Consider the following 17,368-nt stretch of genomic DNA (forward strand, 5'->3'; position numbering starts at 1 on the left):
CGTTCGTCGGCAACGGCCGAAGGGTGGGCTGCCGGCACACCTTTCAGCAGTGACTTCTCCGTTGCCGCGAGCAGGCGTCTCCTGGAAGCCGTTGCAGGTGAGGAACGTCGTGAACTCAGGAGTCCGGACATGAAGAACGCACACCTCGGTGCCCTGGAAGTCTCCCGCATCGGCCTCGGAGCGATGACCATGGCCGGCACCTACACCAGCGAGGGCGGCCTCGACAACGCCGAGTCGATCCGCACCGTCCACCGCGCGCTGGACCTCGGGGTCACCCACATCGACACGGCCGAGATCTACGGCCCGTTCCTCAGTGAGGAACTCGTCGGTGAGGCGATCAAGGGGCGCCGCGACCAGGTGCGGATCGCCACGAAGTTCGGGCTGGTGTCCCACGCGGGCGGCGGTCCCGGTGTCGCCGACAGCAGCGCCGCCAACGTGAAGGCGGCCGTCGAGGGATCACTCAAGCGCCTCGGCACCGATCACATCGACCTGTATTACCAGCACCGCGTCGACCGCGACACCCCGATCGAGGAGACCGCCGCCGCTGTCGCCGACCTCATCGCGCAGGGCAAGGTGCTGCACTTCGGTCTCTCCGAGGCGTCGCCGGAGACCATCCGCCGCGCCCACGCCGTCCAGCCGGTCACCGCCCTGCAGACCGAGTACTCGCTGTGGACCCGCGACGTGGAAGCCGAGATCCTGCCGCTGCTGCGCGAACTCGGCATCGGGTTCGTACCGTATTCGCCGCTCGGGCACGGCCTGCTGACCGGGCGGATCCGCACCGTGGACGACTTCGCCGACGACGACTGGCGTACGACCAACCCGCGGTTCACCGGCGAGAACTTCCGGCGCAACCTCGCCATCGTCGACGAGGTCACCGCCATCGGTGCCGAGATCGGCGCCACCCCGGCGCAGACCGCGCTCGCGTGGATCCTCACCCGTGGTGACGACATCGCTCCCATCCCCGGCACCCGCCGGGTGGCCCGGGTCGAGGAGAACACCGCCGCGGACGCCGTCGAACTCACCCCCGCGCAGATCGAGCGCCTCGACACGCTACGACCCGCTGCCGGTGCACGCCACGACGACGCCAACATGGCCTCCATCGACCGGTGACCAGGTCGCCCGCCGGTCCCGTAACCCGGTCACGGGACCGGCGCGCGGGTCACCCGGCGGGCGTGAAGGTGACCCGGGCCCGCACCGGCCGGAAGCCGGCACGTTCGAGCGCGGCGACCACCCCGGTGCGGTCCGCGTCCGCGTCGGCCACCACCTCACGGGCGCCGGCGGCGTGCAGCACGACGACGGCATCCGCCAGCAACGCGTCCAGCGCCTCCGGATCGGTCAGACCGAGATAGGCGATCATCGGGTAGCAGACGTCGCCCGCGGCGGCGGCGAGGCCGATCGGTTCGCTGTCGCGCAGGGCGACTCGCCACGTCTGCGGGGGACCGGGGAGCCAGGCCAGCGGGTCGGTGGCCAGGTCGATGCCGGCTACCGCCCGGGCCGTCTCCGTTCCGGTCAGGATCTGCGGGGCGGCGATCCGGGCGACCAGGGTGGTGATCTCCGCACGGTCGGTGGCGGGGCGGAAGGTGTACCGGCCCGGTGGCACCGCCGCGGGCGTACCGGTCCGGGTGAAACGCCACCGTTCGCAGTGCTCGACCAGTCCGGCGAGCCGCGCGGCTGCCATCGGCGGCATGGCCGCCGGCACACACCGCCAGTTCGGTGGCATCGCGGCGTGGTAGAGCGTCGGACCGCCGAGCGCCGCGTGCGCGGCCCGCAGCAGTTCAGCCCCGACTTCCGGCTCGGCGTCCAGGTCGAACCACTCCAGCCATGGGCGGCCGACCGCGCCCGGCGGCAGGACCCAGGCGGCGCGGGCGACCACCCGGTCGCCGCGCAGCGCCACCCAGGTGCGGTCCGGCCGGTAGCCGCCGGCGGCGATGCCGTCGGTGTAGCTGTTCCTGGCGACCTCGGGCAGCGGGTCGGGCATCGAGGTGAACAGGTGTTCCTCGCCCGCGACGAGCGGGCGGATGACCAGATCGGTCATGGCGTGATCCTTCGGCTGCGAGCGCCCCGGTCAGGCCCGCGAGGACGCCGGAATGCGGGAGGGGCGCAGAACATCGGACATGGTGTTCTGACCTCCTTCCCGTTCGTCGGCCTTCCGGCTCGTCGGCGTGGAGAGAACCTACTCGATGATCGGCGACGGAACAATCCGCAGTGGACCGTCAGCGGCCCTGCGGGGAGCCGAGGCCATCTGCTTGCCGCCGGATGGCAAGCTCGTGTCCCGTGACCGATGATCTCGTGCAGTCCCGCCCATGAGGGCGGTCATCGTCGCGGCCGCGGTCGCGTTCGTCGTCTCCCTGCTCGGTACGCCGGTGGCGATCCGGGTCTTCACCGCGCTCAAGGCCGGCCAGCCGATCCGTTCCCTCGGGCTCGCCTCGAGCGAGGGCAAGAAGGGCACCCCCGCGATGGGTGGCGTCGCGTTCATCGCGGCGACCCTGATCGGCTACGTCGCCGGGCACGTGGCCCTGACCACGCTGCCCGACCGGCAGATCGCGCAGGAGAAGCCGACCATGACGGCCCTCGTCCTGCTCGGCCTCTTCGTCTTCTGCGGCGCGGTCGGCTTCATCGACGACTTCCTCAAGGTCCGCAAGCGCAACTCCGACGGCCTGTCCGCCAAAGGCAAACTGCTCGGCCAGGCCCTGGTCGGCACCGGATTCGGGATCGCCGCCCTCTACGTGGTCAGCACCAACGGCCAGACCGTGGCCAGCGAGCACATCTCGTTCATCCGGGACATCAGCTGGCTGAACGTCGGCAAGGTCGGCTCGGTGATCGTGTTCGTCTTCGTGATCACGGCGATGTCGAACGGCGTGAACCTCACCGACGGCCTCGACGGCCTGGCCACCGGCGCCTCGACGCTGGTGCTCGGCGCGTACGCGCTGATCGGGTACTGGCAGTACCGGCACTGGTGCGCCGACGAGACGTACGCCCGCGCGAGTGACTACTGCTACGAGGTCCGCGATCCCCTGGAGATCGCCATGATCGCGGCGGCGGCGGCCGCCGCCTGCGTCGGTTTCCTGTGGTGGAACACGTCCCCGGCGCGCATATTCATGGGTGACGTCGGTTCGCTCGCGCTCGGCGCCCTGATCGGCGGGCTCGCGGTGGCGACCCGCACCACACTGCTCTCCATCCTGATCGGCGGGCTCTTCTTCATCATCACGGTGACCTGGGTCATCCAGATCGTCTCGTTCCAGACCACCGGCAGACGGGTCTTCCGGATGGTGCCGCTGCACCACCATTTCGAGCTGGCCGGGTGGAGCGAGGTCAACATCGTGGTCCGGTTCTGGACCGTGGCCGGCGTCTGCGTGGCGATCGGGCTGGGCCTGTTCTACTCCGACTTCCTGGCGGCCGCCGGCTGATCCAGCGTCACACCGTCCGTTTGACGGGCCCACCCAGCACCCGGAACCGGCTTCCGGCCGGCTGGCGCGCGGTCGCCCCGACGCTCGGATGCCCGATGCCGGCGGCCCGGGCGGTGGCCGTGGCGGCCTCGGTGCGCAGACTGTCGCGGGTGGCGGCGGCCAGCTGGGTGTCGTGCCAGACGGTGCGTTCCGCAGCGGCGGCCCGGTGGTAGCGCTCGGCCAGGTGCGCTGCGGTGGCGCGGTGCAGGTGCAGCTCCTGTTCGACGGGGTGCAGTCGCGGGTCCCAGCCGTTGCGGCCGGCGAGGGCGTCGGCGACCACGGTGATCGGGAGTTCACCGCGCCGGGCCGCGGCGAGAACCCTCCGGGCCAGGAAGCGTTCCCGCTCGGCGTACAGCTCAGGGGTCGGCTCGGTCTCGGGCACGGCGAACGCGGCGGCGGCGCGGCGGCGGGCGAGTCCGGCCTCGGCGTCCTGCCAGGCCTGCCAGGCGCTGTCGAGGTGCTGGTGAGTCTGTAGCCAGCGCTCATGCCAGCGCTGCGCGGTCGCGGCGGCATGCTCGGCCGCCACGGTCAGCTCCTGGGCGTAACGCGTGAGGTCGGTGGCCTCCTGCGCATCCGGCCGACGGTGGTCGCGGTAGCCGCGCAGCGTCTCGGCCGCCTCACGCAGGGCCTGCCGGGGCCGGCGGACGCCTTCGGGACTAGCCAACACCACCAGCCCGGGTACGGCCAGGAGGAACAGGATGAGCCAGATCGTCAGGATCGCGGGTTCACGCAGAAGAAGCTGTGCCAGGTCCATGGTCGAGGGTTCCTGTCCAGGGGCGGGTCTGCGGAGATACCTCGCCGCCGAGCCGGTCGGGCGAGGGGGGTACCGGATGGCGGGTACGGCGGGAGTCGCCGACCGCCGAGGCGTCAGACGCCTGGTGCGGTGCGAGGTGGATGGAGCGCGCCGGCGCCGTTCACCGGGGGACCGCGGGAGGCGCTCGCGAGACGCGGGCATCGGCGACGTGCTGGGCCGTCAGCGACCGCGCCCGGTCTGTCGCCGGGGCCACCGCCGCCGGGCTGAGGGCCGTCACCGTCGGGTGGCCGGCCGGGTCATCGGCGGAGGCACCGTGTCGGGCCTGCTGGACCGCGACAGCGGCGGGCCGGGCAGTGGCCGGGCGGGTGGGCGTGTGAGCACCGAGCACGCCGGCCATGACCAGGGCCAGGACGATGGGCAGCGACCGGGTTGCCACACCCAGGTGCCGAATCGTCGCCATGGCCCTCAGGGTATCCAGTCGGGAGGACAGCTACACCCTTCGATGAGGTAGACCACATTCGGCCCGTCATACGGGCAGAGGGTGGGGGAGCCCGCCCTCTGCCGCGCGGCACCAACCTCGACTGCGCCGACGTCTGCGCCACCACCGCCCGGGTGCTGTCGCGGCACACCGGCTACGACGCGAACATCAGCCGCAGCCTCCTCGAGGCCTGTGCGACCGCCTGCAGGTCCTGCGGTGACGAGTGCGGGTCGCATGCCGGCATGCACGAGCACTGCCGCGTGTGTGCGGAGGCGTGCCGGGCCTGTGAGCAGGCGTGCCGGGACCTGCTCGCGGTGATGAGCTGATCCGCGATGGCCTTCACCTGGCCTCCTTCCGGCCGGTGGTGGAGGGCCACTACCTGATGCAACGCCCGGCCGACGGTGAGCCGCAGCCTGTCACGATGGGCTCCGCCGGCATCGCCATCTCCCACGACGGGCAGCGCCTCTACTACTGCCCGCTCGCTTTGCGGCGGCTCTACAGCGTCTCCGTCGACGCCCTGTGCGGCCGGGCGCTCGACGACGCCGCGGTCGCCGACACGGTGATCGACGAGGGTGACAAGGGCACCGGCTCCGACGGCCTGGAGACCGACGACGCCGGCAACCTCTATCTGACCGCGTACGAGCACGACGCGGTCCTGCGGCGCCGCCCCGGCGGCGGTTACGAGACGCTGGTGCACGATCCGCGGCTGCTGTGGCCGGACACCGGCCGTGGCGTCACCGGCCGTTCCCCGTACGCCCGATTTGGCCGTGGGGAAGTTGCCGGATGTCCCGGATGGGCCGATTGTTCCTGCTGGTGGCGGGTATGCGGCAGGCATGGAACGAGTGAGCAGCAAGCATGGCCCTCGTCTCGACGAGGAGATGAAGCACGAGGTACGCGGCCACGTGCAGGGCATAGCCGGCGGCCGCGCCGACGAGTGGCGGACGCCTGAGCCGGCGGGTGAGGACCAGCCGGAGGTCAGCCGGGTGCCGAACGCGGACCTCACCGCGGACCTCAGCCGCTTCGGTCGTTACATCGGACTGTCCAGCATGCCCGGCGACCGGGAGGCTCTTCGGCGTGGCGCCGAGGTGCTGGCGGCCCCGGACGACGTGCTCGACGACCTCGACCGGCTGCCCCAAGGCGTGGTGTTCCACACCGTCACGGAGATCTGGGCGGCTCTCGGGCGCGGGTCCGCCGAGCGGCGGCCGGACTGATCGATACGCCGACGGATGCGGCGGGTGGCCCCTCGGTGCGGTGCCGCACACCGCTCGCATGAACCGTTCGCCGATGGGAACCCGATCACCGTGTCACGTCACGAAGATCTGCCGACAATCCGGACCCTGGACGAACTGGCCACCCTGGCCGATACCCATCCGGACCGGCGAGCCCTGTACGTGCGATGGTCGCGGGGTCCGGACGTGGACCTCGCGGCGGCGTCGAGCCGTGACTCGCTGACCGGGGTGCCGCTGCCGGGCCTGTCCGCGAACTCGCTTGCCGTGGAGGCCTGGTGGAACGATCGCCCGGTACGCCTGTGGGTGGCCCGCCGGCTCTACGACTACCAGCACCTCCAGGAGCTGCGCGGGTCCGGGACGCGGCCGTGGGTCCTGGTCGGTGAGGCCTGCGGGCGCGGGCCGGACAACGAACCCCTGGTGCGCTGCCTGCGCCCGGTGGCGTGGATCTCTGATGCCGCCCTGCGGGAGTCGCGGGAGCTCGTGGAGTCGCAGGGGTCGCCCGAGTGGGGACCGCTGGACCGGAGCACCCGGGCCTGAGCGGCACGGTCCCCACCGGGACCGGCCGCATCAGTCGCCGGCGCTGGTGGGTCAGGCAGACGCCGGCTCACCGGACGGGGCTGCCGGTCGCTGCCCGAGAAAGCGGTAGCGGAGGTACAGGACGCCGTTGGGGAACCGGCGTTCATCGAGGAGCTCGAAGTCCGCGCGCATGCCGGTCGGCAGTCCCGGCTTACCGCCGCCGACGACAACGGGCAGGATCAACAGGCGGCACTCGTCGACCAGCCCCGCCTTGAAGGCCTGCGCCGCGAGGTCGGCACCTCCTACGGTGAGATCGCGGCCGGCTGTGGCCTTCAGTTCCTGGACGGCGGCGGGGTCGAAACGGCGTTCGAGCCGGGTGCCGGCAGTCGACACCGCGGCGAGGCTCGTGGAGTACACGATTTTGCTCGCCGCCTGCCAGGCACTCGCGAAGTCGGCTGTCAGGTCGGACCGGGCGGCCAGAGTGGCGTCGGTCTCCCAGACGGCCATCGTCTCGTACAGGCGCCGCCCGTAGAGGAGCGTTCCCACCGACCGCAGCATCTCGGTGTGGAACGCGAACACCTCGTCGCCCAGGGGGAACCAGCTGATCCCGCCCTGTTCGTCCTCGATGTAGCCGTCCAGCGACACGTTCGTCACGTAGATGAGCTCGGCCATGCCGGCACCCTCCGATGGTCGATCGAACCAGGTCAAGTATCGGGTCGTCCCACGACACCTTTACCGGTTCCACGAATGACCCGCGGGAGATCCGACACGGTGCCGGAAACCTTCTCCGAAAGTCCCCGCGCACCGGGCAGGGCGTGACCGGGTCGCCGGCCACATCACCTGTCCGGTGCGCGGGCCGGATCCGCGTTCAGCGCCGGGCGGCGGGCCGGCGCGTGAGCAGCAGCCCGAGCGCGAGCATCCCGAGGCCGAGACCGAGGTGGAGCCAGTCGTCCGCGTCGTTGACAGGCACGAAGTTGGCGGCCGAGTCCTCGCCGATGACCAGGCCGTACACCCAGAGCAGCAGGTAGACCGCGCCGCCGCCGATCAGGTAGGCGCGGGCGCCCGACACCGTCCGGGCCAGGGCCAGGCCGGCCACCCCGAACAGCAGGTGGACGATGTTGTGCAGGATCGACACCTGGAAGATGCCGAGCAGGTGCGCGTCGGAGTGGTGGCCGGCGAACGCCATGTCGCCGTAGTCGGTGGTGAGCCCGGGGATGAAACCGGCCACCCCGACGAGCAGGAAGACGCCGGCGACGACCAGGGCGGCGGTACGGACCGGGCTGCGTGTCGTCTCGACGGCGCTTCCGGCGTTGTCGTATGTGCTCATGTGACGTCCTTTCACGAGGGTTCCGCCGTCTTCCCGTCCGGACCGGCGATAAACGCCGCGAATTTCCGGTCAGGGCGGTCCTTCGCGGTCCAGGCCGCCCGTCCAGCGGTCGGGGCTCTCCGGCTCGTCGTCGGCCTCGGCGGCGGTCACCTCGGTGAGCTCGTGCTCCTCGGCGAAGTCGCCGGTGTCGTCGTCAGGATCGCCGATGGGTTCCATGATTTCCTCCTCGTCAGGACCGGGTGAGGTCGTCTGCATCGGTGCGGTGGCGGTCGTACCGTTCCGGGCGTCTCAGAGCGCCTCTCCCGGCCGGTCTGCACGGCACTTCGCACCACGAGATGTCACCGGCGGCGCATTGAGGGCCTCACCGGCGGCTACCCGCGCCCGCCGGGCTCAAACGGGCCGTGTCCCGAGCCGGCGCCATCGGCGTCAGCGCACCGGATCGCCTGTTTACCCGCGTGGTACCGGGGAAGCCGGGACCGATGACCGACCAGCAGATGACCGATGAGCAACGGCGTGCCGACCGGCACCCGAGCGACGAACCGGACGGCACACCGGCGTACGCGGCATCGCTGCGCCGGCCGGGTGAATCAGTGACCACCGGTGACGTGGAACCGGAGATCACCGAGGAGCGCGGCTCGGCCGACCGCAGTGGCTACGACGCGGACGCGGTGTCCGGTGACACCGGCATGTACCGCCCCGACTGAGAGTGGAGGACACCATGAGCGAGCAACCGGGCCGGACCGGCGACCGGCCGATCGAGCGTGGCGCGGCCGAGGACGCCTCCGGTGTGCCGGTGACGCCGACGGACGTCGAAGCCAGCCGTAAGCCGCCGAGCGAGCCCCGGGAACGGCCCCGGGACGGCGACGAGGAGAGCTGAACGAGCGTGATCGGGTGCCCGGCGGAGAGCCGGGCATCCCATCACCGTCTCCGCGTCACGCCGTCCGGGTCCAGGCGGCCAGGGCGGCGAGCACCGCACGGATGTCACCGGTCTCGCGGAGGATCGCCCGCTGCCGGGCGGCACCGTCACCGCCGTCGCGCAGCCGGTTCAGCCCGTTCAGGACCAACTCGAGATCCCCGCTGTCCAGCAGTGCCGGACTGACCGTGGCGAAGAACTCGTCGACCATGTCCCACGCCGGGCGGGCGCGGCCCAGCCGCAGGTCGATCAGGTCCCCGCTGAGCCCGTAGCGGGCCGCCCGCCAGTGCGCGCCGGCCAGCAGACAGTCACGCGGCCGCAGCGCCGGCAGGCCGGCCCGGATGTCGTTCATCGCGGTCGCGACGGCGGCTCGCACCAGGGCGGTCACCAGCACCGTGTCGTCGACGTCGGTGCAGACGTCACCCACCCGGATCTCGACGGTGGGATAGGTGGGGGAGAGGCGGGCGTACCAGTAGATCGACGCCTCGTCGAGGACCATCTGCGACGAGATCAGATCGGCGACGGTACGCCCGTAGTCCCTCGCGGACGCGAAGTACGGTGTCGGGCCCATGCTCGGCCAGCGCAGCAACTGCACCGACCGCCAGCTGGCGTGGCCGGTGTCGGTGCCCAGGAACAGGGGCGAGTTCGCCGTCAGGGCGCGGATCACCGGCAGCCACACCTGTAGGTGGTTGCACACCTGGACGGCGATCTCGCGGTCCGCGACGCCGACGTGCACGTGCAGGCCGCACGCCGCCGGATCGTGGGCCACCGGGCCGTACCGCTCGGCGAGATCCTGATAGCGCTGCCCGGACGGCACGCCCACGTCCGGTTCGGCCATCGGGGTGGCCCCCAGCGCCACCAGCCGCGCCCCGGCGGTCTCGGCGACGTCCGCCGCGAACCGGCGGTTCGCCGACAACTGCGCCCGGACGTCACGCATGTCGGTGCAGACGCCGGTGACCATCTCGATCATGCTGCGTCGCATCTCGCGGCGGCTGCGCATGCGGACCGATTCCGGTAGCGCCGCCCTCACCTGCTCGGCGACCGGCAGATTGGTGCCGGTGGCCGGGTCGAGCAGCAGGAACTCCTCCTCGACACCGATCGTGAGCAGCGGTGCGGCCATTGGCCGGGCGAACGCCCTGCCGGTGGTGATGGTGGTTGTCATGGCCGATGTCCCTCGTGACGGGCGCCGGGAACCCGGCGCGAGGGGCCCTGGCTACCCGTGTCGATCAACACCAAACACACCGGCCACCTCGAGGAACTCCCAGGCCGCCCGGCCCCCCGCCGCCCCAAACCCTACGAGCCAGCGGCGCCAGCCAGCCGCTCCTCCCGGCTGGTTCCCACCGCTGTCTCAAGGCGCGTGAGACGACGGTGGCGGCCAGCTGGTTGTTCTTGGCTGGTTCCCACCGCTGTCTCAAGGCGCGTGAGACGACGGTGGCAGCCAGCTGGTTGTTCCTGGCTGGTTCCCACCGCTGTTTCGGAGGGCGTGAGACAGCGGTGAGGGCCAGCCGGGCGTGATCGGCGGTGCTGCCGAGGCTCTGGAGGCGGACATTCGTTAACAGCCGGGCGGATGCCGCGGCCGTAGGCCGTGGCGGGATGTCGCCGGTGGATCGGGGGCGTTAGGAAACGATGTGACGGGCGGTCTGCCCGCGTGACACGTCGCTCTGCTCGACGACGTCGAAGACGCTCAGCAACCCGGTGATCTGCAGGACCTGGAAGACGTTCGGATGCGCCACGGATATCGACAATCGTGAACCGGCTTCCCCGATGATCCGGCGGCATGCCAGCAGCCCGCGGATGCCGGCGGAGTCGAGAAACGTCAGTCTGCTGGCATCGATCCTGATCGGTGCGGGTCCATGCTCCCGCACCACGCCGGTGATACCGGCCCGGAGGCGCTCGGTCTCCCTGGTGTCGAGTTCACCGGCGAGTTCGACCTCTATCGAGCCGTCCGCGGCAGAACGGATGTCACCGATGTGCAGACGCGGTGCCGAAGGGTGCTGGAAGGTCACGGAAGGCTCCCGTTGGGGTGCGTGCGCCCATGCCCCGCACTGCTGGAGGCCTTCGTTCTGACCATACCTCCAGCGACCGGTCACATGGTGAAGACCCGCAGCCGGCGCCGGGCAGCGCCGCGGCCCGAGGCGGGTAGCCGTCAGTCGTTCCAGTGGCGGACCCGCACAGGTTCGCCATGGGCTCCGAACAGGCTGAGGAACTCGACCGGCTGATCAATGAAGCAGGCGGGTGTCGAACTCGGTCGCCTCCCCGGCGCTGAGCTCCTCGAACGTGGCGCCCGGGCCTTTCCGCAGCCGCCGCAGGGACGTCGTCAGGGCTGCTGCCGGCCGATCCGGTCGACGGCGGCCTTGGCGTCGACCAGGCTCGCGCCGGTCCGTTGCCGGTAGAGCCTGATGGCGGCCACGTCGCCGTTGCGGGCGAGTTCAGCGGCGATCTCGGCGTGCAGATCCTCGGGCGTCGTGGGATGGCTGCCGGCGGAGGCGCGGGCCCGGCGCCGCACCTGCGCGGCGGCGATGAGCAGCAGGAGGCCGACGGCGAGAACGGTGAGAGCGGCGGTCGTCATTTCTTCTGCGCCCTTTCAAGGTCGGGGAGAGGATCCGTGGATTCCAGAAGCGCCCGGGTCAGTGTCTCGTTCAGCCACGTCTCCGACTCGTCCAAAGGCCAACCGAGGTCGTCGGTGCGGATGAAATAGGCGGCGTTGCAGAGGTGCAGCCACAGCAGGTCGGTGGCCCGGGCGGCGTCCACGTCGTGACGGAGGGCGCCCATCGTGCTGAGTCGATCGGCCACGAGCTGGAAACCGCTGCGCATGCTGTCGTGGGCGATGGCGAGGCTCTCCCGCACGCCCGGCTCGCTCGCGGCCGCCGCGACGACCTGCCGCATCAGCCCCGACCACTGTTCGAACGTGACCCGGGTCGCGTGGACGAGGAAACCGATCAGCTCGCGCGGGTCGGTGATCGCCTCGCTCCGGGCGAGGATGTCGGTGATGTCGTCGGCGGTGGTGCCGGCCGTGATCAGGGTGCGCAGCAGACCGTGCTTGCCGCCGCCGACCGCGTAGACGGTTGCTGGTGCCACCCGTGCCGCCGCGGCGATCTCCTCGACCCGCGTGTCGAAATACCCGTTGCGGACGAACAGGTCACGCGCGCTGTCGAGGATCGCCTGGCGGGTGAGCTGCGCGTACTCAGCGCGCCTGCCGCCTGCGGCGGAACCGTTCCGTCCGGGTGCCATGCCGCAGATCATAGCTGCTACGTTTCAGTAGAGTGCACTCTACTGAACAGAGTGCCTCCTTTCGAAGGGTGGTCTGGTGCGAGCGGTGTGGTTGAGGGAGTTCGGGTCGCCGACGGTTCTGCGGGTGGAGGACACCCCCGATCCGGTGGTGGCGGCCGGGCAGGTGCTCATCGGTGTGGAGTTCGCCGGCATCACGTGGATCGAGACGTCGTTCCGCGCCTCCGGGTTCGGGCCGTTCCCGGCGCCGCCGATGATTCCGGGCAACGGGATCGGCGGGACCGTGCTGGCCGCCGCCGATCCCGCGGACCGGCACTGGGTCGGCAGGCGTGTGGTCACCGGCACCGGCGGATCCGGTGGGTATGCCGAGAAGGCGACCGTCGACGCCGGCTCACTGATCGGGGTGCCCGCCGGTGTGGCGATCGACGACGCGGTCGCTCTACTGGCCGACGGGCGTACCGCGTTGATGATCATGGCGGCGGCGGGCGCCCGGCCCGGTGACCGGGTCCTGGTAGAGGCGGCCGCCGGAGGCGTCGGGTCGCTGCTGGTGCAGCTGGCGGCCGCTGCCGGCGCCCGGGTCGTGGCCGCCGCCGGCGGGACCCGCAAGCTCGCCGTGGCCCGCGGCCTCGGCGCGCACACCACCGTCGACTACCGCGATCCCGCCTGGGCCGAGGCGGTGCGCGGGGCCGCCGGTGGTGTCGACGTCGTCCTGGACGGCGTCGGTGGTGACATCGCCACCACCGCCTTCGGGCTGCTCGCCGACGGCGGCCGCATGATCAGCTTCGGGTTCAGCGCGGCGGCCGGATGGCCGGACGTCTCCGACGAGGCTGCCGCACGACGCGGGATCCGCGTGCAGCGCGGCGTCTTCGGTGCGCCCGACGAGCAGACCCGCCGTACCACCGAGGCCCTGGCCCTGGCCGCATCCGGACGACTGCGGCCGGTCATCGGTCAGCGACTTCCGCTCGAGCGGGCCGCTGACGCCCACGCCGCGATGGAGACCCGCGCGGTGATCGGCAAAACCCTTCTGGCCGTCTGACCGGGGCGCAGAGCCGGCTGACCGGTCCGGGCCGGCCATCGCAGTCACCAGCCGTTCCAGGGCACCGTGACCGGTTCCGGTGCGGTCGGCCCGGCGGCGTGCGGCACCGTTCCCGGGCTGACCAGCCGGTAGGGCCGGCCACCCGGTGGGTGGCCCGAGGGTGCCGTTCAGTGCCGGAAACTGCCGACCAGGGTGGTCAGGTCGTTGGCGAGCCGGGTGAGGTCGCCGGCCGCCTGCTGGGTCGCTTTCGCGCCGTCGGCGGTGGCGTTGGCGACTTCCGCGACGCCGGAGACGGTACGGGCGACGTCGGCACTGCTGGACGCGGCTTCGGCCACCGACCGGCTCATCTCCCCGGTGGTCGCGGTCTGCTCCTCGACGGCCGAGGCGATGGTGGTGGTGTAGTCCCCGATCTGGCGGATCACGTCGGTGATCTCCTCGATGGCCGTGGCCGCGGTACCGCTGGAGGCCTGGATGTTGGCGATCCGGCCGGTGATCTCCTCGGTGGCCTTCGCGGTCTGCTGGGCCAGCTCCTTCACCTCGCCGGCGACCACCGCGAAGCCCTTGCCGAGTTCACCGGCGCGGGCGGCCTCGATGGTGGCGTTCAGGGCCAGCAGATTGGTCTGCTCCGCGATGCTGGTGATCAGGCGGACGACGTCGCCGATCTCGGCGCTCGCCGCGCCGAGGGCGGCGACCTGGTCGGTGGTGCGCTCGGCGACGGTCATTCCGGACTGCGCGACCTCGGCCGCCTTGCCGGCGTTCGATGCGATCTCGGTGATGGAGGCGCTCATCTGTTCCGCCCCGGCGGCGATCGACTGCACTCCGGCGTTGACCTCTTCACTCGCGGCCGTCGCGGTGGTGGCCCGCTGTGCCGCGTCCGCGGCGCCGGACTGGAGTTGGGTGCTCACCGCGGACAGCTCTTCCGATGCGCCGGCCAGGGTCACGGCTGATCCGCCGATGCTGGTGACCGCCTGGCGCAGTGACGTGACGGCGGCGTCCAGGGCGCGGCCCATCTGCCCGGGCTCGTCCTGCGAGGTCAGCCCGGTGGTACGGGTCAGGTCGTTGGCGGCCAGAGCGTCGCAGACGGCCTTCACCTTGTGCAGCGACCGCACGATGGCACGGGCGACGAACACGCCGAGGCCGAGCGCGAGCAGCAATCCGATGACGAGCAGCAGGATCGACTGGATGCGGCTGGACTCGTAGCCCGATTGCGCATTCGCGGCACTGGCGGCGGCGTCGGCGTCCTCCGCCGCGGTCAGGGCGGCGATGTCCTTGTTCATCTGTGCCACGAGCGGCAGGATCTCGGCGTTGCGGGTCTGCTCCCAGGTGGCGATGTCCTTACGCTGCCCGGCGGGTATCTGTTGGGTCTTCACGACCTGCTCGTACGCCTGCCGTTGCGATTCCAGGTCGTCGATCAGAGCCGGGTCGCCGCTGGGGTTGCTGCCCCGGTAGGCGGCGAGCGCCGTGTCGAAGGCGTCGAGGTCCGCGGTGAACGCGTCGGTGTACTTCCGGGTGTCGGCAGGCCTCTGCGAGATCAGCTGGAAGGCGGTGTCGAGCCGAGCCTGCACCAGCGCCTTGTCGAGGACGCCGATGGCTTTGACGGAGGCGAGGTTGCTGCGGTAGATCTGCTGCGCGGATCCGCTCGCCTCGCTGAGCGCGGAAAGCCCCAGGACACCGACGAGCAGCGCGACCAGCGCGGCGAGCGCCACGGCGGTCAGGATCTTGATGTTGACGCTCAGGTCGGCGAACGATCGCCGGCCCCGGGTCACCGGCTCCAGGGCAACGGCACCTGCATAGGTGTTCATGGTCTCTCCTCGGCACTTGCCAGAAAGGCCCGGCCAGGGGCGACCGGGAACCTCCTGCGGTCACGCACTCGCCGGCCGCACTACTCCCGTTCGGCAACCGTCCGGGCCCGCTGAGTCGCAACCTCGGGCGGACACCGGCCGTACGACGATGGGTCGGTACCCACGTTCGGCGAGTCGCCGTGGGCCCGGACCAGGCCGGCGGCGGCCTACCGGTCGCGGAGGCCGATGCGGAGGGGGATCCCACCGTGCGGCCCGGCGATCCGCCGGTCCTCGAGCGTGCGGGTCATCGGGCCGCGGTGGTGCGCCGGATGACCAGCGTCGGTGACAGCTTGATCTGAGCGGTCCGGCGGTCACGCTGATCGATGCGGTCGATCAGCAGGCGGGCGGCGTTCACGCCCATCTGCCGGCCGTCCTGGTCGACGCTGGTCAGCGAGATCGGCCCGAACGCGGCGAGGGCGCTGTTGTCGTAGCCGGCCACCGAGATGTCCCCGGGCACCGACAGGCCGGCCTCGGCGATCGCTTCGAGCGCGCCGAGCGCGACGACGTCGGCGCCGGCGAAGATCGCGGTGGGCCGCACCGGGCGATCGAGCAGCTGCCGGGCACCCAGGTAGCCGCCGGCCTGGGTGTAGCTCGTCGACGCGATGTCGATCTGGTCCTCGAGTCCGTGGGCGATCATGGCTTCCCGGTAGCCGTGGGCGCGTTGCGCGTTGGGCATCTCGGCGAGCCGTACCCGGTCGGTCTCGTGGTGCTCGATGTGGGCGATGCGGCGGTGGCCGAGGCCGGCGAGATGCTCGACGACCAGGGCGGCGCCGGCGATGTCGTCGTCGGTGACGCTGTCGTAGGCCGGCGAGGAGCCGTGCCGGCCGACGACCACGGTGGGTACGCTGCGGGCGACCTCGTTGAGGCGGCTCTTGGCCGACACCGGGGCGATCAGGACCAGCCCGTCCATGCTGCGGTCGATCATCGCGTCGATGACCCGGGCCTCGGCCTTCTCGCCGTTGCAGCCGGGGGCGAGCAGCACCTGGTAGTCGCTGTCGCCGAGTTGGGCGGTGATGCCGTCGAGGATGTCGGCGAAGAACAGGTTGCGCAGTTCCGGCAGCATCACGCCGATGGTGTACGTCTGTCCCCGCAGGCCCCGGGCCGCGGCGGACGGCCGGTAGCCGAGGTCGGCGATCGCCTGCTGCACCTTGGTACGCATGGCGGGGCTGGCGCCGTACGCGTTGCGCAGCACCTTGGAGACGGCGGTGGTGGACACCTGGGCGTGGCGCGCGACGTCGACGATGGTGACGCGACGGGGCGCGGGCTTGTCCACCTGGGTTCTCCTCTGTGGCCGGGGGTTGAGGAAAGCGTACTGATCAGCGTGGTGGACCGGTCGTGCCCCGTACGACGGGGGTGGGGGTCAGCTTGACGTGCGCCGCGGGGCGCCCCGGTTCGGTGATGCGGTCGAGCAGCAGGCCGGCCGCCGTGACGCCGATGTGGTGGCCGGCCTGGTCCACGGTCGTCAGGGAGATCGTCCGGAAGGCGGCCAGGGTGATGTCGTCGTATCCGGCGACGGAGATGTCGCCGGGTGCGGACAGCCCGGCCTCGGTGAGGGCGTCGAGCACGCCGAGGGCGACGACGTCGGCGCCCGCGAAGATGGCGGTGGGCGGGTCGGGCCGGGCGAGCAGGAGCCGGGCGCCGAGGTGGCCGCCGTCGCGGGTGTAGGTGGTCGAGGCGATGTCGATGTGCTCGCCGAGGCCGTGCGCGCGCATGGCGTGGCGGTACCCGTCGGCGCGTAGCGCGTTGGGCATCTCGGCGAGCCGTACCCGGTCGGTCTCGTGCTGCTCGATGTGCGCGATGCGGCGATGGCCGAGGCCGGCGAGGTGCGCCACGACGAGTCCGGCGCCGGTGAAGTCGTCGTCGTTGACGGTGTCGTACCGGGCCGAGTGGCTGTGCCGGCCGATGACCACGGTCGGCACGGTTCGCGCGATGCCGTCGAGGTGCGCGGGGGAGGAGACCGGTGCGATGAGGATGAGGCCGTCCATGCTGCGGTCGATCATCGCCTCGGTGACCCGGGCCTCGCTCGTGGCGTCGTTGCCGCCGCAGGTCATCAGCAGCTGGTATTCGGTGTCGTCGAGGTGTTCGGCGACGCCGTCGAGGATGTCGGCGAAGAACGGATTGCGTACGTCCGGCAGCATCACGCCGACGGTCCAGGTGCGCCCGCGCAGTGCCCGGGCGGTGGCCGAGGGCCGGTAACCGAGCCGGTCCACCGCGGCGCGGACCCGGCTGCGCATCTGCGGGCTGGTGCCGTAGGCGTTGCGCAGCACCTTGGACACCGCGGTGGTCGACACCCCCGCGTGCCGGGCCACCTCCACGATCGTCACCCTTCGGGCGGCTGTCCGGGGTTGGGGCATGCGCTCTCCCTGTTTAGTGAAACGTTACCCACCATAGAGATCATCCCGAGGGTGCGGAAGCGTGGATCGTCGAGCGGTCATCGCCAGCGGTTACCGAGATTGTTGACGTGGAACCCCTTGACGCTGTTCGGCACGCGCTCGTAAGGTCGGCGAAACATTTGGAAAACGTTACCCACATCACTCCCGGCGCTGTGGTGGCCGCCTCGACCCGGCGTCGGCGCCGCGGCCGTCCACCTGTCTATGAAA

Annotated in this window: 22 protein-coding genes; 9 read left to right on the plus strand and 13 right to left on the minus strand. The window is 71.3% G+C overall.

All coding sequences use genetic code 11. The features are described from left to right. Positions 1-129 precede the first annotated feature (129 nt). Positions 130-1,110, plus strand: a complete 981-nt coding sequence (locus BC793_RS27065; RefSeq protein WP_109597094.1) for an aldo/keto reductase — start codon at positions 130-132, stop codon at positions 1,108-1,110. A gap of 49 nt (positions 1,111-1,159) precedes the next feature. Here BC793_RS27065 and BC793_RS27070 read toward each other — a convergent pair whose 3' ends face one another. Further along, positions 1,160-2,035: a GNAT family N-acetyltransferase gene (locus tag BC793_RS27070; RefSeq protein ID WP_109597098.1), complete on the minus strand. Its 876-nt coding sequence runs from the start codon at positions 2,033-2,035 to the stop codon at positions 1,160-1,162. A 268-nt stretch (positions 2,036-2,303) separates the two neighbouring features. On the opposite strand from BC793_RS27070, the gene mraY reads away from it, so the two are divergent. Next, positions 2,304-3,407, plus strand: coding sequence for a phospho-N-acetylmuramoyl-pentapeptide-transferase (gene mraY, locus BC793_RS27075; protein ID WP_109597101.1), 1,104 nt, complete (start codon positions 2,304-2,306; stop codon positions 3,405-3,407). 7 nt (positions 3,408-3,414) lie between these two features. On the opposite strand, the gene BC793_RS27080 is transcribed toward mraY, so the two are convergent. Both BC793_RS27080 and BC793_RS27085 read right to left on the minus strand, forming a co-directional pair. Further along, positions 3,415-4,200 carry a hypothetical protein gene (locus BC793_RS27080; protein ID WP_109597110.1) on the minus strand — a complete coding sequence of 262 codons (786 nt, stop codon included), beginning with the start codon at positions 4,198-4,200 and terminating at the stop codon, positions 3,415-3,417. 160 nt (positions 4,201-4,360) lie between these two features. Then, on the minus strand, positions 4,361-4,660 hold the full coding sequence (locus tag BC793_RS27085; protein ID WP_146246471.1) for a hypothetical protein: 300 nt from the start codon (positions 4,658-4,660) through the stop codon (positions 4,361-4,363). A 152-nt stretch (positions 4,661-4,812) separates the two neighbouring features. Between BC793_RS27085 and BC793_RS51620 the strand changes: the two genes are divergently transcribed. The 4 genes from BC793_RS51620 (at position 4,813) to BC793_RS27105 (ending at position 6,444) form a co-directional block, all read left to right on the plus strand. After that, complete coding sequence (locus tag BC793_RS51620; protein ID WP_239170350.1) at positions 4,813-5,004, plus strand: four-helix bundle copper-binding protein; 192 nt, start codon at positions 4,813-4,815, stop codon at positions 5,002-5,004. Between the two features lie 95 nt (positions 5,005-5,099). Further along, complete coding sequence (locus tag BC793_RS49015; protein ID WP_239170356.1) at positions 5,100-5,627, plus strand: SMP-30/gluconolactonase/LRE family protein; 528 nt, start codon at positions 5,100-5,102, stop codon at positions 5,625-5,627. Further along, positions 5,512-5,889, plus strand: coding sequence for a DUF2795 domain-containing protein (locus BC793_RS27100; protein ID WP_109597121.1), 378 nt, complete (start codon positions 5,512-5,514; stop codon positions 5,887-5,889). The genes BC793_RS49015 and BC793_RS27100 overlap by 116 nt, the downstream gene beginning before the upstream one ends. A gap of 90 nt (positions 5,890-5,979) precedes the next feature. Then, a complete protein-coding gene (locus BC793_RS27105) occupies positions 5,980-6,444 on the plus strand; it encodes a DUF6098 family protein (RefSeq protein WP_109597607.1) in 465 nt (154 codons plus the stop codon). A 51-nt stretch (positions 6,445-6,495) separates the two neighbouring features. Here BC793_RS27105 and BC793_RS27110 read toward each other — a convergent pair whose 3' ends face one another. The 3 genes from BC793_RS27110 to BC793_RS49755 form a co-directional block, all read right to left on the minus strand. Next, positions 6,496-7,095 carry a dihydrofolate reductase family protein gene (locus tag BC793_RS27110; RefSeq protein ID WP_109597124.1) on the minus strand — a complete coding sequence of 200 codons (600 nt, stop codon included), beginning with the start codon at positions 7,093-7,095 and terminating at the stop codon, positions 6,496-6,498. Positions 7,096-7,291: 196 nt separating this feature from the next. Continuing rightward, positions 7,292-7,750, minus strand: coding sequence for a DUF4383 domain-containing protein (locus tag BC793_RS27115; protein WP_109597128.1), 459 nt, complete (start codon positions 7,748-7,750; stop codon positions 7,292-7,294). A gap of 69 nt (positions 7,751-7,819) precedes the next feature. Continuing rightward, complete coding sequence (locus BC793_RS49755; protein ID WP_158319381.1) at positions 7,820-7,966, minus strand: hypothetical protein; 147 nt, start codon at positions 7,964-7,966, stop codon at positions 7,820-7,822. 263 nt (positions 7,967-8,229) lie between these two features. On the opposite strand from BC793_RS49755, the gene BC793_RS27125 reads away from it, so the two are divergent. Together BC793_RS27125 and BC793_RS49760 are read left to right on the plus strand one after the other, a co-directional pair. Further along, positions 8,230-8,454, plus strand: coding sequence for a hypothetical protein (locus BC793_RS27125; RefSeq protein ID WP_239170351.1), 225 nt, complete (start codon positions 8,230-8,232; stop codon positions 8,452-8,454). Positions 8,455-8,468: 14 nt separating this feature from the next. Next, positions 8,469-8,627, plus strand: a complete 159-nt coding sequence (locus tag BC793_RS49760; protein WP_158319382.1) for a hypothetical protein — start codon at positions 8,469-8,471, stop codon at positions 8,625-8,627. 55 nt (positions 8,628-8,682) lie between these two features. On the opposite strand, the gene BC793_RS27130 is transcribed toward BC793_RS49760, so the two are convergent. The 4 genes from BC793_RS27130 to BC793_RS27145 all read right to left on the minus strand — a co-directional run bounded on the left by BC793_RS27130 (position 8,683) and on the right by BC793_RS27145 (position 11,894). Then, entirely contained in the window at positions 8,683-9,825 is a 1,143-nt protein-coding gene (locus BC793_RS27130; protein WP_239170352.1) for a carboxylate-amine ligase, read from the minus strand. Between the two features lie 454 nt (positions 9,826-10,279). Then, a complete protein-coding gene (locus BC793_RS27135) occupies positions 10,280-10,669 on the minus strand; it encodes an STAS domain-containing protein (protein ID WP_158319383.1) in 390 nt (129 codons plus the stop codon). 311 nt (positions 10,670-10,980) lie between these two features. Then, a complete protein-coding gene (locus BC793_RS27140; RefSeq protein ID WP_109597138.1) occupies positions 10,981-11,232 on the minus strand; it encodes a hypothetical protein in 252 nt (83 codons plus the stop codon). After that, positions 11,229-11,894 carry a TetR/AcrR family transcriptional regulator gene (locus BC793_RS27145; RefSeq protein ID WP_239170353.1) on the minus strand — a complete coding sequence of 222 codons (666 nt, stop codon included), beginning with the start codon at positions 11,892-11,894 and terminating at the stop codon, positions 11,229-11,231. The genes BC793_RS27140 and BC793_RS27145 overlap by 4 nt, the downstream gene beginning before the upstream one ends. Positions 11,895-11,970: 76 nt before the next feature. Between BC793_RS27145 and BC793_RS27150 the strand changes: the two genes are divergently transcribed. Further along, a complete protein-coding gene (locus tag BC793_RS27150) occupies positions 11,971-12,927 on the plus strand; it encodes a zinc-binding dehydrogenase (protein ID WP_109597142.1) in 957 nt (318 codons plus the stop codon). 167 nt (positions 12,928-13,094) lie between these two features. Here BC793_RS27150 and BC793_RS27155 read toward each other — a convergent pair whose 3' ends face one another. From BC793_RS27155 to BC793_RS27165, 3 genes are all read right to left on the minus strand, one after another. Continuing rightward, the gene (locus BC793_RS27155; protein WP_109597144.1) at positions 13,095-14,729 is read right to left on the minus strand and encodes a methyl-accepting chemotaxis protein; all 1,635 of its coding nucleotides are present in this window, start codon (positions 14,727-14,729) and stop codon (positions 13,095-13,097) included. A 283-nt stretch (positions 14,730-15,012) separates the two neighbouring features. After that, positions 15,013-16,041: a LacI family DNA-binding transcriptional regulator gene (locus tag BC793_RS27160; RefSeq protein WP_109597146.1), complete on the minus strand. Its 1,029-nt coding sequence runs from the start codon at positions 16,039-16,041 to the stop codon at positions 15,013-15,015. Positions 16,042-16,084: 43 nt separating this feature from the next. Next, on the minus strand, positions 16,085-17,122 hold the full coding sequence (locus BC793_RS27165; RefSeq protein WP_109597148.1) for a LacI family DNA-binding transcriptional regulator: 1,038 nt from the start codon (positions 17,120-17,122) through the stop codon (positions 16,085-16,087). Positions 17,123-17,368: the final 246 nt, after the last annotated feature.

Origin of the sequence: Actinoplanes xinjiangensis (genome assembly GCF_003148685.1) — a bacterium.
Classification (GTDB): Bacteria; Actinomycetota; Actinomycetes; order Mycobacteriales; family Micromonosporaceae; genus Actinoplanes; species Actinoplanes xinjiangensis.

Coding starts and splice junctions, on each gene's coding strand:
- BC793_RS27065 (WP_109597094.1), top strand. CDS start 130: ATGAAGAACGCACACCTCGGTGCCCTGGAAGTCTCCCGCATCGGCCTC.
- BC793_RS27070 (WP_109597098.1), bottom strand. CDS start 2,035: ATGACCGATCTGGTCATCCGCCCGCTCGTCGCGGGCGAGGAACACCTG.
- mraY (WP_109597101.1), top strand. CDS start 2,304: ATGAGGGCGGTCATCGTCGCGGCCGCGGTCGCGTTCGTCGTCTCCCTG.
- BC793_RS27080 (WP_109597110.1), bottom strand. CDS start 4,200: ATGGACCTGGCACAGCTTCTTCTGCGTGAACCCGCGATCCTGACGATC.
- BC793_RS27085 (WP_146246471.1), bottom strand. CDS start 4,660: ATGGCGACGATTCGGCACCTGGGTGTGGCAACCCGGTCGCTGCCCATC.
- BC793_RS49015 (WP_239170356.1), top strand. CDS start 5,100: ATGGGCTCCGCCGGCATCGCCATCTCCCACGACGGGCAGCGCCTCTAC.
- BC793_RS27100 (WP_109597121.1), top strand. CDS start 5,512: ATGGAACGAGTGAGCAGCAAGCATGGCCCTCGTCTCGACGAGGAGATG.
- BC793_RS27110 (WP_109597124.1), bottom strand. CDS start 7,095: ATGGCCGAGCTCATCTACGTGACGAACGTGTCGCTGGACGGCTACATC.
- BC793_RS27115 (WP_109597128.1), bottom strand. CDS start 7,750: ATGAGCACATACGACAACGCCGGAAGCGCCGTCGAGACGACACGCAGC.
- BC793_RS49755 (WP_158319381.1), bottom strand. CDS start 7,966: ATGGAACCCATCGGCGATCCTGACGACGACACCGGCGACTTCGCCGAG.
- BC793_RS27125 (WP_239170351.1), top strand. CDS start 8,230: ATGACCGACCAGCAGATGACCGATGAGCAACGGCGTGCCGACCGGCAC.
- BC793_RS49760 (WP_158319382.1), top strand. CDS start 8,469: ATGAGCGAGCAACCGGGCCGGACCGGCGACCGGCCGATCGAGCGTGGC.
- BC793_RS27130 (WP_239170352.1), bottom strand. CDS start 9,825: ATGACAACCACCATCACCACCGGCAGGGCGTTCGCCCGGCCAATGGCC.
- BC793_RS27140 (WP_109597138.1), bottom strand. CDS start 11,232: ATGACGACCGCCGCTCTCACCGTTCTCGCCGTCGGCCTCCTGCTGCTC.
- BC793_RS27145 (WP_239170353.1), bottom strand. CDS start 11,894: ATGGCACCCGGACGGAACGGTTCCGCCGCAGGCGGCAGGCGCGCTGAG.
- BC793_RS27155 (WP_109597144.1), bottom strand. CDS start 14,729: ATGAACACCTATGCAGGTGCCGTTGCCCTGGAGCCGGTGACCCGGGGC.
- BC793_RS27165 (WP_109597148.1), bottom strand. CDS start 17,122: ATGCCCCAACCCCGGACAGCCGCCCGAAGGGTGACGATCGTGGAGGTG.